Origin of the sequence: Kitasatospora sp. NPDC057904, assembly GCF_042887925.1 — a bacterium.
Taxonomy (GTDB): domain Bacteria; phylum Actinomycetota; class Actinomycetes; order Streptomycetales; family Streptomycetaceae; genus Kitasatospora.
The window spans coordinates 229215-241645 of sequence record NZ_JBHVOL010000006.1 but is presented as its reverse complement, the minus strand read 5'-3'; the positions used below and the strand labels follow the sequence as shown (position 1 = coordinate 241645).

13 protein-coding genes are annotated in these 12431 nt (G+C 73.9%); 1 reads left to right on the top strand and 12 read right to left on the bottom strand.

The features are described 5' to 3' along the window. Window positions 1-264 precede the first annotated feature (264 nt). The 10 genes from ACFVSN_RS17920 to ACFVSN_RS17875 form a co-directional block, all read right to left on the bottom strand. Window positions 265-867: a hypothetical protein gene (locus tag ACFVSN_RS17920; RefSeq protein ID WP_387955937.1), complete on the bottom strand. Its 603-nt coding sequence runs from the start codon at window positions 865-867 to the stop codon at window positions 265-267. A gap of 66 nt (window positions 868-933) precedes the next feature. Beyond that, window positions 934-1308 carry a hypothetical protein gene (locus ACFVSN_RS17915; protein ID WP_387955935.1) on the bottom strand — a complete coding sequence of 125 codons (375 nt, stop codon included), beginning with the start codon at window positions 1306-1308 and terminating at the stop codon, window positions 934-936. Beyond that, on the bottom strand, window positions 1301-1963 hold the full coding sequence (locus ACFVSN_RS17910) for a hypothetical protein (protein WP_387955933.1): 663 nt from the start codon (window positions 1961-1963) through the stop codon (window positions 1301-1303). The genes ACFVSN_RS17915 and ACFVSN_RS17910 overlap by 8 nt, the downstream gene beginning before the upstream one ends. A 203-nt stretch (window positions 1964-2166) precedes the next feature. Further along, window positions 2167-2988 carry an RNA polymerase sigma factor gene (locus ACFVSN_RS17905; protein ID WP_380492982.1) on the bottom strand — a complete coding sequence of 274 codons (822 nt, stop codon included), beginning with the start codon at window positions 2986-2988 and terminating at the stop codon, window positions 2167-2169. Between the two features lie 539 nt (window positions 2989-3527). Further along, a complete protein-coding gene (locus tag ACFVSN_RS17900; protein ID WP_380492984.1) occupies window positions 3528-3968 on the bottom strand; it encodes a hypothetical protein in 441 nt (146 codons plus the stop codon). A 44-nt stretch (window positions 3969-4012) separates the two neighbouring features. Next, window positions 4013-5068 carry an SCO0930 family lipoprotein gene (locus ACFVSN_RS17895; protein WP_387955931.1) on the bottom strand — a complete coding sequence of 352 codons (1056 nt, stop codon included), beginning with the start codon at window positions 5066-5068 and terminating at the stop codon, window positions 4013-4015. 113 nt (window positions 5069-5181) lie between these two features. Further along, on the bottom strand, window positions 5182-6615 hold the full coding sequence (locus ACFVSN_RS17890; protein ID WP_380492988.1) for an NADH-ubiquinone oxidoreductase-F iron-sulfur binding region domain-containing protein: 1434 nt from the start codon (window positions 6613-6615) through the stop codon (window positions 5182-5184). Beyond that, window positions 6612-7577, bottom strand: coding sequence for a hypothetical protein (locus ACFVSN_RS17885; protein ID WP_387955929.1), 966 nt, complete (start codon window positions 7575-7577; stop codon window positions 6612-6614). Before ACFVSN_RS17885 ends, ACFVSN_RS17890 begins: the two co-directional genes overlap by 4 nt. Beyond that, window positions 7574-9034: a DUF1996 domain-containing protein gene (locus ACFVSN_RS17880; RefSeq protein ID WP_387955927.1), complete on the bottom strand. Its 1461-nt coding sequence runs from the start codon at window positions 9032-9034 to the stop codon at window positions 7574-7576. Before ACFVSN_RS17880 ends, ACFVSN_RS17885 begins: the two co-directional genes overlap by 4 nt. 80 nt (window positions 9035-9114) lie before the next feature. Next, window positions 9115-9777 (bottom strand): DUF4142 domain-containing protein, encoded by a 663-nt coding sequence (locus tag ACFVSN_RS17875; protein WP_387955926.1) that lies wholly within the window; start codon window positions 9775-9777, stop codon window positions 9115-9117. Window positions 9778-10237: 460 nt separating this feature from the next. On the opposite strand from ACFVSN_RS17875, the gene ACFVSN_RS17870 reads away from it, so the two are divergent. Then, window positions 10238-11143 (top strand): LysR family transcriptional regulator, encoded by a 906-nt coding sequence (locus ACFVSN_RS17870; protein ID WP_387955924.1) that lies wholly within the window; start codon window positions 10238-10240, stop codon window positions 11141-11143. A gap of 10 nt (window positions 11144-11153) precedes the next feature. Here ACFVSN_RS17870 and ACFVSN_RS17865 read toward each other — a convergent pair whose 3' ends face one another. Together ACFVSN_RS17865 and ACFVSN_RS17860 are read right to left on the bottom strand one after the other, a co-directional pair. After that, window positions 11154-11879, bottom strand: coding sequence for a hypothetical protein (locus tag ACFVSN_RS17865; protein ID WP_387955922.1), 726 nt, complete (start codon window positions 11877-11879; stop codon window positions 11154-11156). Window positions 11880-11931: 52 nt separating this feature from the next. Then, window positions 11932-12246: a hypothetical protein gene (locus ACFVSN_RS17860; protein ID WP_387955920.1), complete on the bottom strand. Its 315-nt coding sequence runs from the start codon at window positions 12244-12246 to the stop codon at window positions 11932-11934. Between the last annotated feature and the right edge of the window lie 185 nt (window positions 12247-12431).

The following is a 12431-nucleotide window of genomic DNA, read 5'->3' as shown; positions in this document are numbered from 1 at the left end:
GGTCGTGGACCGCGCCGCACCGACCGGGGGCGGGGGCACTCCCACGCAATGCGCCAGGGCGCTCCCACGCAGCGCGCTCGGACGAACACGCCCTCACACGAACGACACCCGACCCCCGCAGAAGTCTCGCGTCGGCCGGGTGTCGCAAAGCGGTCCGGTCTGCGTACGCTCGCATCCCGATCCGATCCGGTCCGGCCTGTGGGCGGCATGGCAGTCACCGCCGGGATCCCGGTCATGCCGCGCCTACGGAAAAGATCCCATGAGTTACTGCACCCCCTGCCGACGCCACCTCAACGGCGCGCTCTCCTGCCCCGGCTGCGGCCGGGCCGCCGAGGCCACGACCGGGGAGGGTGCGGGCCAGGAACCCACCCGGCCGGTCGAGGTCCCGTCCACCGCGCCGTCGCGCCAGTCGGCACGACGGTCGGCCCGGCGGCGGGCCGGCCGGGCGCGGGGCCGGGTCCTGGCGGTGTCGGCGGCCGGGGTGGTGGTCTGCGGGCTGGCCACCGTGCTGCTGGCCGGCGGCAACTCGGACGGTGCGGTGACCCCGGCCTCCGCCGGCACCGGGTCACCGTCGCAGAACAACGCACCGGTCCCGGCCGCACCGGCCGCACCGGCATCGGCCACCACGGCCGCGGCCACCGCCCGCCCGCAGCCGTCGGCTTCCAGCACCCGGCCGAAGCCGTCCAGCAGCACCACGTCCGCCACGGCGTCCCCGTCCGGCCCGCCCACGTCCGCCGCCGCGCCCCTTCCCCCGGCGGACCCGCCCGCGAAGCCGGCCCCGAGCACGACCACGCCGAACACGGGCCCGGCCCCCCAGCCCTCCCCCACCCAGCACCCGACCACCCCGCCGACCACACCTGGCTGCAAACCGTTCCTGTTCTGGTGCACCTGAGCGTTCTGGTGCACCAGAACGACAGCACGCCCGGGAGGTGTTCAGGCCCGGTACGTGAACCGGCCGAGGTAGCGCAGAGCGGTGCCGTACGGGGTGGTGACGACGGTGGGGGCGAAGACGCAGATCCCGGCGTCGGCCGGCTCGGTGGACTCCACCTGTGACAGCCACTGGTCGGCGTACGAGGCCCCGCGCAGGAGCACCTCGGGCACGACCGGCGCGCAGTGGCCCTCGTCCCGGGCGTGAACGGCTTCGACGCACATCGGTTCGAGTTCGGCGATGCCGGCCTCCGCCATGAAGGCGGACGGCGTCGCGCCCTCGTTCTCCGACCACTCCGGGTCGACGTAGTCGCGGATGTCCTCGAACGACGGGAACCGACCGCGGGATAGGAAGACGTGGACGACGCCGGCTTCAGTCACCCGACGATTGTCGCCCACCGTCGACGGGTTCGCCGTGGTCACCTCCGTGGGTCGCCTGCTCCCGCCAGCGGGCCCGGTGGAAGATCGGCTCGACGGCGACCACGCAGAACGCGTGCATGGGCCGGTTCGTGCCCTCGGGGTCGAAGAAGCCCACCATGTCGCCGAGGAGGCTCTCGCCGTGCTGGTGGACGCGGCTGTCCTGGGCCACGCGGTCGCCGACGGCGGTGAGCCAGTCGCCCATCCAGAACAGGAGCTCGGCACGGGCGGTGATGACGATCGTCGCGGCGTGCTCGGTGAAGCGGGCGGGGTGACGATCGGCTCGGCGGCGGACGTCGTCGGGGCGGTCGGGAGGTCGCGCCGCCGGGGCGGTCACGCTCAAGGGCACCGGGGCGCGACGCATCCGGCGCCGCAGATCGGGCCAGTCGGAGGGCCGCAGTTCGGTGTCATCACGAGCCAGGAGCACCGGCAGCGGATGGGTGTCGCGGTCCCCGAAGGTCATCGGTCGGGCATCCGGCGGGACCGGCACGTGCACCGCGCTGTGCGGACTCGTCGCGGCGACGCGGAACAGGGCGCCGAGCCGGAGCAGATCGGCGCGGCTCGCGTTCAGGTACCCGACCTGGTGGTCGGGCGGGTACACGCACGTGTTGCGGAGCATCGGACCGGCGCTCAGGATCCGGCTGAGCCGGGTTCCGGGAGCGGCGACGGGATGGCTCGTCACCCGCAAGCGCATCCGGCCGTCGTCACCCCCCATGCGCCAAGTACAACACGCGCGGCGAGTGGCCTCACACTCCTTTTGCGGGCCCCGGGGGTGCCGCCGGCCTCCTCGGGCCTCCTGGCGGCGACGTGCCTGCACCGGGCTCAGCGCGCGCTCACCGGCACGGCCCGGAGCGGCACCAGGGTCGACGTCCCGAGGCTGGAGTTGGCGCGGCGGAACTGTTCGGCGACCCGTCCGCAGCCGGGGCACTCGCGCAGGTGGCGGGCCAGCTCGCGGCCCCGGCGGCGGCCCGGCCGGCGGGCGTCGCCGGTCAGCACCGACGTGAAGTACCGGCACTCCTTCCCGGCCCCCTCGCCCTCGTGCGCGCTCAGGTAGGCCTCGCGCAGTCCCGCGCGGGCGCGGGCCGCGAGGGAGCGCACACCGCTCGGGGTCATGCTCATCCGCTGGGCGACGGTGGCGGCCGACTCGCCCTCCACGACGAAGAACCACAGCAGCACCTGCCACCGCTCGGGCAGGGCGCGGTAGGCGCCGGCTATCAGGGCCGTCTCCTCGGCCGCGAGCAGCGCGTCGTCGGTCCCGGCCTCGTCGGCCAGGCACTCCGCCCACGTGTGGAAGTCGGCCGCCAGGACGATGCGGTCCCGGGTCTGGGCGCTCCACTCCATGGCGGTGCGCCGGACACAGGCCTGGAGGTAGGGGCGCCAGGCGTGGCGCGGGCCGCGGCCGCGGGCCACGGACTGGTAGGTGCTGGCGTAGGCCTCGGCGGCGAGGTCCTGGGCCGTCTGCTGGTCGCGGCAGAAGCGGCGGGCGTAGGCGAGCACGGCGCCGTGGTGCCGGGTGAACACCTCGGCCATGACTTCCCTGATGCGCGAACCGCCGGCCGGGGCCGGCACGGTGAGCACCTCCGCGAGTTCGGCGTCGCTCAGGTCGCTCAGTCCCGGTTCGCGGGTGCTGGTCAGCAGGGTCACCTGGTCCTCCTCGGCTGTGGCCTTCGTCCGGCGGGGATTCCGCGGGCCCGGCCGGTGTGGCGGCAGCAGGGGCCCGCACGGGGGAACCGCCCGGACGAAGGACGCGACGGCGGTCCGGTGCCGGGGCCGTCGGGACGGTGTGGCGGGAAGGGCCACAGCACACCAGTCCCACGGGTTTCCGGGCAACTGTCCGAAAACCTCCGCGCGGCCGGTGATTCCGGATCCGAATGGGGGAAATCCGTGTGCGGGGCGGCGGACGCGCCCGGGGTGGCGCCGGAGCCGCCCCGATGACGCGCGGCGGCGCTCCCCGGCACCGTGGCGAGGTCTCGTCAAGCGCGGCGGCCACGGATAACAGAAAAGGCCATACGGCATTCGCATGAGTGAACGGGCCTGCCCCGACGGATTCATGACACTGTGCCAGTTGTCGTGCGCCGAATGCGACTTGGCACACGTGTCGAACCGGTGAACAACGGGGCGAGGGTCCCCACCGGCCCGACACCGGTGGGAACCCTCGCCCTGTCGTTCGCTGTTGTCGCCGGTCACCCACCTCCCGTGTGTGCGTGCCCGGTGTGGTCGGCGCCGTCGACGACCGTGCCGCCGAGCAGCCCGTGCAGGAGGTCCGCGGTGGTGTCGGACAGCACGACCACCCACGCGTCGCCCACGAGGTACGAACCCCCGTACGCCTTGGCCTCCTCGATCCAGGCGTCCTTGGCGCGCGGCGTCGGGAAGGTGGCGATCCAGATCTCCTCGTCACCGGAGGTGCACAGGCCCTGGCGCAGGTCCGCCGCGTCGGTGGTGATCTCGGCCGTGCAGCCGATCCGCCGGGCCAGGGCCTCCACGGAGTTCCCGCCGGGGCCGGCCGTCGGCGCCGACGGCACCGTCTGCGCGGCTCCGGCCAACCCGCCGTTGCCCCAGAGGAGTTCGACGGACCCGAGCGCGAGCAGGAGGATCAGCGCGGCCCATTGGAGCGCGGTGCGCACGCGCCGGCTGTTCCCGGCCGGCCCGAGGGCGACGCCCGGAATCCTCACCTGCCCGTCGCCGGCTTGCCCTGCGGGCTGATGGCCGTCCAGAGGCCCCCGGCCATGCCGTTGCCGAGGGCGTCGCCGTAGCCCTTGTCGCCCGAGTAGACGTACGCGGGCGTGCAGTTGATGCTCAGCTGCCAGGTGCCGTCCGGGCGCTGCATCTTGCCGACGAGCTTCGGGTCCACACCCTGGATCTTGGCCGGGTCCACGGGCGCCGCGGGCATCCACGTCTTCAGGCAGTCACCCTCGCAGTTGGAGCGCATGGGCCAGGCGGTGTCCTTCCCGAAGTGGTACAGGGTGCGGCCGTTGGCGTCCACCATGATCGGGCCGAGCTGCGGGTGGGCGAAGATCGAGAGCTGCAGTCCGGCCGGGGGCTGCTGGGTCGGCTGCGGCGTCGGGGCCGCGGTGGCGGTGGGCGCCGTCGTGGCCGTGGCCGTCGCCGACGGGGTCGCCTGGGCACCCGCGCCGGTGGCCTTCGACCCGTCCGGCGCCAGGGCGTGCCAGGTGCCGCCCACGCCCTCGCCCTTGGTGTCGCCGGGCGCGGTGTCCTGCGCGTAGCGGTAGGCCGGCCAGCCGCCGACCGTCAGCTGGTGCGTGCCGTCGGCCCGGACGATCTCACCGAGCTTGGCCGAGTCGATGCCGGTGCCGGCCATGGTGCTCGCGTCCTTGATGACGGGCGGCCAGGTGGTGGCACACCCGCCGGAGCAGTTCGACATCGGCGGCCTGGCCGAGTCCTTGTCGAACCGGTAGAGCGTGAAGCCCTGGCCGTCCGTCAGGACGGAGCCCAGCTTCTCGTCCACCCGGACGGCCAACTGCCCGCCGGGCGAGCCGCTGCCGGCCGACGAGGGCGAGGCGGAGGCGGACGCCCCGTAGTCGCCGTAGGAGCCGTAGGCCCCGGCCGGAGCCGGCGCCGTCGCACCGGCCAGCTGCCCGGGGTCGGTGGGCCCGGCGGACGGGTAGGCGTTGCCGCTGCCGTTCCCGAAGGCCGCCATGAGCACGAGGCCGGCCAGGAGGAGGCAGAGCGCCACCAGGCCGTACCGCTTCGTTGTCGTCGTCAAGGTATTCCTTGCCTTTCCATCGGTGGAGCCTGGTGTTTCGGGGAATTGGGGGCCCGGAGCGCATGGGTCCGGGAGTGGCGGAGGCGCACGCGGGCCTCGGGCCCGGCGGCGGCTCACTGGATCCGCAGCGCCAGCGCGGGACACCGGTCGACCGCCCTGGCCGCTTGCTGCAGCAGCTGCGGCGGGACGGGCATCACGCCGGCGGCGGGGAATCCGTCCGCCTCCAGGCTGATGACCTCGGGCAGGACGCTCGTGCACAGCCCGTGGGCCTCGCAGAGCGTCCAGTCCACGACGATGCTTCCGGCGCTCTCCACGGCCGGCATCGGGAGCACGCCCTGGACGGGGCGGCCGCAACCGTACCGGTGTGTGTGCAGTTGGAGGTCCTCGTCGAAGACCTCCAGGGCCGAGGCCACGAACCGGGAGGCGGCGTCGGGGTGACTGCACGCCCCCCGTCCGGTGACCGCCCGCATCCGGGTCTCGACCGCGTCCAGGGCGGCCCGGCCGCCCCGCACCACCTCCTCCAGTGCTCTGACCAGCGCGGGCAGCCCGAGGTAGCACGGCCCGCACTGGCCGGCCGTCTCGTCGGCCAGCCAGCGGGCGACCCGGAGCGCCTCGCCCAGCGGGCAGGTCGTGTGCGGCAGCGGCAGGATCGCGCCGGCGCCCAGCGCCCCGCCGAGGCTCCGGAGCGACTCGCGCGACACCTCGGCCGCGGCGGCGGCCACCGGGGTCAGCCACGTGCCGTGGTAACCGCCGGTCAGGACGCCCTGCCCGACGTCCAGGCCGAACATCGCGAGCAGCTCGCCGAGCGGGACGCCGGTGGGCGTCTCCACCACCCGGGAGCCGGCGAGGGTCAGCAGGACCGTCCCGGGCTCCGACGGCGTGCCGACCTCGCGGTACGGCAGCGCCCCGAGGCGGGCCGCGACCGCGAGCTGCGCGTAGGTCTCGGCGTTGGACAGCAGGGTCGGCACTCCCCTGACCCCGCTGTCGCTGGTCCGGACGCCGCCGCCGCGCGGCAGGGCGATGCCGCTGGTGATGCCGCGAGCCAGCGCGCTCCCCTCGCCCGAGACGAACCGCTCGGGGAGCCGGGCGACGGAGACCGGCAGCCGGGTGGTCCGCCGCTCGGCCAGCGCCCTGCGCAGCGACTGCTCGGTGTCGGCCCGGGTGACGCCGACCGTCACCTGCTCCGCGTCCAGGGCCTCGGCCGCCAGCAGCGCCCCGTCCAGGACGAGGTGCGGCGTGCGCAGCAGGAGCGCGGCGTCCTTCAGGCAACTCGGTTCTCCTTCCGTGCCGTTGACGACCACGACCGGACGCGTGCGGCGGCGGGCGGCGGCCTTGACGACGGCCCGGAGCTTGCGGGCGAACGGGAAGCCGGCCCCGCCCCGTCCGCGCAGGTCGACGTTCTCGGCGAGGTCGGCCAGCTCGTCGGCCGGCAGCGCGGGCATCCCGCCGTGGACGACCAGGTGGGCGCGGTGGTCCAGGCGCTCGTCCCGCTCCAGGCCCGCGAACAGGACCGGCCGGCCGAGCCAGGCGATCGGTGCGCCGCTCATCCGTCCCGCCACCGCCGTCCGGCGCCGGCGCCGCCCTGCGGTCGGCCCGCCGCCCCCTCCGTCCGGCCGGGGCCGCCCGGACGGAGGGGACCGAGCGGACGGACGGGTGCGCCGGGCCTGCGCTTGCTGCCGCCGTCCCGGAAGACCAGCCGCAGCCCGAGGGCGATGATCACGCCCACCACGGCCACGCCGTAGAGGACGGAGACCCACGAGGCGGGCAGCCGGCCCGCGTGCAGTCCGTGGTAGAGCGCGGCGCCCCACGCCGGGTAGGCGCACATGTGGACGATCCGCCACCGGCGCGCCGCACCGGTCCTGGCCAGCAGCCCGCGGGCGGCCCCGGCGAGGGCGACGGCCAGCAGCAGGTAGCCGGCCAGGGCCCCCAGGCCCAGGACCACCGGCCGGTGCGGGTCGGCGAACGGGACGAAGGCCGCGAGCGCGCCGATCCGGTCCTGGATCAGGTTCATCCACACGTGCAGGACGAGGAACACGACGCCGGCGACGCCCATCGCCCGGTGGATCGTCTGGGCTGCCAACCGGTGGACCGGGTACAGCAGCAGCCGGTCCGTCGCCGTGAGCCCCCACAGGACGGCGGAGGTGAAGGACACCAGGGTGATGACCCCGGCGGCCACGCCGAGGAACGCCTGCAGCGCGCCGTTCACCATCACGGCCGTCAGGCCGAGCCCCGCCGCCAGCAGCGGGAGGAACCGCCACGCCCGGTGCGTGACCGGGCCACCGGGCTCGGGCCGGCCTTCGGCGGTCCCGTCCGGCGTCCGCTCCCCGACGGCGGCGCGGCGCGCCTGGCGCGTCCGGTCGGCGCGGCCCGTGCGGCTCGCGTGGCCCGAGCGGCCCGCGTGCCCCGCCCGGCGCGGCCGGCCCACCGGCGCCGGTCCGGCGGCCGAGTGCCAGGCCAGGCGGCCGTCCTCCGTCGACATTGCTGAGCCCTCCGGGCTGGTGTGGGTCATCCGCAGCGACGCCCCTCGTTGATGCAGGTCGCCATCTGGTCCAGCAGGTCCCGGGACATCACGTTGATGAAGTCCCCGTGGTCCGTGATCGGGTTGTGGAGCTGCTCGGGGAAGGTGTCGACGGCGAAGCGCACGCCGGTCGGCACGTCGTAGGCGATGCGCTGGGTCAGCCGGGGGATCGCCCGGAAGTTCCGCGGGCAGCTGCCGTCCGCCCGCGAAAAGGCGGTGTGGGTGCGGTGGTTGGCGCTGTCGGTGTTCCGGCCGTCCCAGCAGTCGGGGAACTTCAGGGTCCGGACGACCCGGCTGCCGTCCGGGCAGATCGGGTACTTGTCGGCGAGCTGGCGGTCCTCGAAGCCGGTGCAGCTCCACGAGGCGTGGGCGTTGGCCGGGCCGTTGGTGAGCGCCTTGGCGTCGCCGGTGATGATCCGCAGGAAGCGGGTCATCGGCTGGACCCTGTTCCCGGCGGCGGAGTCGTACGTGATCCCGACCTCGGCGGGCTGGAGGATGCGTCCGACGTTGCGGTCCTTCCCGCCGCCCGGCGCCCTCGCGTCCTTCTCCGCCTGACCGTCGAGGACCCGCAGCACCGGCCAGTAGTAGGCCGACTGGTCCCCGTTGGAGCAGGTGGTGCCGGCGTTGGCGAGCCTGCCGTTGGTGGAGAACGCGTCCGTGACGAGGTTCCCGACGTAGTCGTGCATGTGGTGGGCGCCGTTGCTGACCCCGGGCGCCACGATCACGTTGTCGGGGTTGAGATGGCGGTTCTCGTTGAGCCCGCACTGCGAGGTGAAGGTGCCGGTGGCCGGCCCGGTGCGGGTGGGCCTGGCGGTGTTCGGGGTGACGGTCCTGATGTCGACGAAACCGCGCCCCAGGGCGGACCGTCCACCGCTCGCCAGGTTCTTCGGCCCGGCCGCGCCGTTCTGTCCGTTGGCACCGTTCTGCCCGGCCGCGCCGTTCTGCCCTCCGTCGCCGCTCCCGCCGTCGGGGGCGTAGTCCTGGGCGGAGGAGTCGACCACCAGGTCGCGCCGGATCGCGCAGGTCGCCAGTCCGGAGACGTCCTCGGGCAGGCCGGAGTCCGGGCCCGCGCTCGCGACGAGCTTGCGCAGGGTCGCCGACCGCTTCCCGGCCAGCTCGCCCATGACCTGCTGCTCACCGCCGCCGGAGCCCGGCTCGGCGAGGCTGCGGTACGCGTCCGCCACCTGGATGTCGAGGTCGGCGAGGTCCTGGTCGACGTCCTGCTGCGCGCTCTCCGGCACCGAGGCCAGGGCCGTGCCGACGTCCGCGCAGGCGACCGTGCCCGGCCGGGCCCCGGCCTGCTGGGCAGCGGCCCCCTGCGACCGCGACGGCCGCTGCCCGGCGAACGCGGCCGCCGCGAGCGCCGAAGCGCCGGTGACCGCCAATATCCCGGCCAGCAGGAGGGCGAACGCCTTCCGCCTGGCCTTGCCGCGTTTGTGAATCCTCATGTCGCATCCTCGAAACGGGATCGGGCCTGCCTGGCAGGCCGTGGAAAGCGTTGTGCTGCCGCGGTGTCCGGGCAGGGTTTCTAGTGCTGCGTCGCCGGCCCGGAACTCGGCGCCGGGCTCGGGCCCTGACTCGGGCCCTGGCTCGGAGCGGACGTGCCGGACGGCGGTCCGGAAAGGTCGCCGAATTTCACCAGCCCGGTGTTCTCCAGGACCGTCATGTGGTCGAGCACGGTGGAATTCGCCGTCGTCGCCAGATCGCGGACGGTGGAATTCTGGGTCCCGGCGCGCACCTGGGCGACCACCGCGAAGACCTGGCCGTGGGCGTTGCGCACGATGTTCGCGAACAGCCGGTCGAAATCGGGCCCCTGGGCGTCGTCCAGCTGTTTCAGCCACGCCTTCTGCTGGTCGGAGGGCTCGTCGGGCAGGCCCAGGCCGAGGGTCCTGGCGACGTCCACCACGTCCCGGTCCAGATCCGTGTGCCCGTCGATCAGGTGCTGTCCCGCGGTCCTGACCTCGGGCGTGCCGCCCTTGGCGACAGCCATCCGGCCTGCGGGGATCTCCCACAGCCCGGCCAGCCGGACCCGTTTGACGAAGTCCCGGTCGAGCGGTGTCAGCGGCCCGGACGCCGTCTGCAGGGTCGCCACCGCGACCGGGGACGGGTCCGCCCGCGCGGCGGTGCGGTACGAGCCCGCCGATCGCACGATCGGAACCGCCAGGGCCGTGCCCGTGAACAGCACGGCCACGATCACGAGCAGGGTGGCGAACCACCGCGGAAGTCTGGTCGCCCCGGGTATTCCGTAAACCGCCGTTCCGGGTTCGCGTTTCTTCCTCGAAGATGACATCGGCTTCCTCATCGCGCCGGGATTCCGTTCACCGTCACCGGGCGGACGGTTCGGCGGCGACCGCACCGCGGAACCTCCCGGGAACCACCGGCCGCTTGCGGGCCGGTCACCGTGGAAAGAGGCCGAACCCGGGGATCCGTCCCGCGACTTTGCCCATCCTTTACCCCGAGCGCGCGGGGACGCCACACCGGAGCGCCATTCCCTACGCTTGTTCGACAATCCGTCAGCATGTGCGAACCATGTGCGGAAGGCCACTGTGGCGCGGGGCCCGGGAGGCGGTAGATTGCCGTACCGGTCGGTACCCCAGGGCGCCGCACCGGCCTGGTGTCCCCCCTTTCCGTCCGGACGCGAGCGAGGCCATGTGCGACTGAACCTCAATCAACTGGCGGTGTTCGCCAAGGTCATCGAATGCGGCGGCTTCTCGGCGGCGAGCCAGGTCCTGTTCCTGAGCCAGTCGTCCGTCTCGAAACAGGTGCAGAACCTGGAAATAGCCCTGCGCACCCAGCTGGTCGACCGGTCCGGCCCGAAGATCCGCCCGACGTTGGCCGGGGAGGTCCTGCTCGCGCAGTCCAAGGAGGTGCTCGCCCTCGCCGACCAGGCCGTCGCGGCCGTCCAGGCCGCAGCACTCCTGCTGGAGGACCCGCTGGTGATCGGCAGCACGAGCACCATCGCCGCGCACTTCCTGCCGTCCGTCCTGCTCGAACTGCGGCACCGGGCGCCCGAGGTGCGCTTCGGCCTCGTCGTCGACGGCGCCGACCGGCTGGCGACCGCGCTGGAGGAGGGCCGGATCGGCGTCGCGCTGAGCGGCGGCCCGCTGCCTCCCGGGCGCTACCGGTCGGAGCGCCTCGCCGACGACGACATGCTGCTCGCCTGCCCGGCCGGTCATCCACTGGCCGGACGGGACGTCACGGCCGCCGACCTGGCGGACGAAACGTTCCTGCTGCGCGAGGCCGGCTCGGACACCCGCCGTCAGCTGACGGACCTCCTGCACGCCTGGGAACTGTCCGGCGCCCGGACGCTGGACCTGTGGGGCACCGACGGCATCAAGGAGGCCGTACGGATCGGCCTGGGAGTCGGGCTGGTGGCGCGCCGGTCCGTCCAATTGGAGCTCCGGCACGGTGTCCTGGCCGAACTGCGGATCCACCCGGCGCCCGGGCACCGGACCGTGACGGCCGGCTCGACCCTGGCCCGGCCCCTCACTGCGTACGAGCAGATGCTGCTGCTGGTCCTACGGGACAGAGCCGCCCGGGCGACCGTGGAGGCGTGATCCCCCTCGATCACACGCGCGGCGGATTCCGCTCCAGGTAGCGGAGGCCCTGCTTGAGGTGGGCCCGCGGGTTGGTGTCCAGATGCCGGGCCCAGGCGGGCTTGCTCTCGCCGCGCCGGTAGGCGTAGCAGGCCAGGGCGTAGCCGAGCATCCGCTCGCTCAGGTAGCCGAGCCGCGAGGACGACCAGCCCTGCTTGCCCTGCCGGAAGTCGAACGCGGAGTTGGCCGTGAAGACGCCGAGGCCGAAGTGCACCGTCAGCAGGTCGGTGAGCGGCTCGTGGTCGCGCCGTTCGGCGGAGACGCGCCGCTCGTCGAGGAGGCGGACGTGCCCCAGCTCGTGCGCGATGGTGGCGACCAGCGCGACCGGACGGGCGGCCTGGCGCTGGGCGACGGCGATCACCGGCCGCCCGTTCTCCCGCCGGTAGTGCCCGGCGGCCGAGCGCGACCTGTGGGCGAGCCCGAGGCCGGCGACCATGGCGCCCTCGCCGTCGTCCGGCTCGATCTCGATCGTCAGCCGGTTGGGCGCCACGTCCAGGTACCCGCAGAGCTGGGCGATCAGGCCCCGGATGTCGGCGTCGGAGCCCACGTACGGCCCCGGGAAGAACTCGGCGGTCGGCAGCACCGGAGCACGCTCCAGCACCCCGCGCCCGAACTCGGCCGCCAGCCAGGCCATGGACTCCTCGATCCAGACCCGCTCGTCCGGCCCGACCGGGCACTTCGGCGGGAACAGCGCCATGACACCCCCCAGTGATCATGGCCATCATGCACCACGACGCAGGCGGCGTCGGCTACCGGGCCGCGGTGAAGCGGACCGAGCCGACGCCGCCTCCGGCGCTGGCACCACCCGGGCCGACGGTGTCGACCGCGTCCTGGCAGCCGGCGTCGCCGAACACGGTCGCCTCCGCGTCGGTGTCGTTGTACAGCTCGGTGACCTCGCCGCCGAGCTCGTAGCACCGGCCGTTGCCCGGGTTGTCCAGGTAGTGCTCCTGGTTGTCGCTGATGTACGTGAAAGTCCCGTCCGTGGCGTGGGCGTTGGTGGGGAATCCGATACACAGGGCCACCACGGCGGCGCCGGTGGCCAGCGTCCTTCGGAAGTTCTTCACGGGACTCGTCTCCTTCTGAACGGTGAGCCTGAACGGTGAGCTCCCCCGGCTTCCAGCGCTGCCAGTCTCACCGTTCGGCTGCGCGAAGACGCGGGACCTCACTCGAACGGCCCTTCTCCGGCGCTTCCCGTCCCCCGGAAGGCGGTACGCCGGCGCTTCCCTCTCCAGGCCCCAGGGCACCCGCG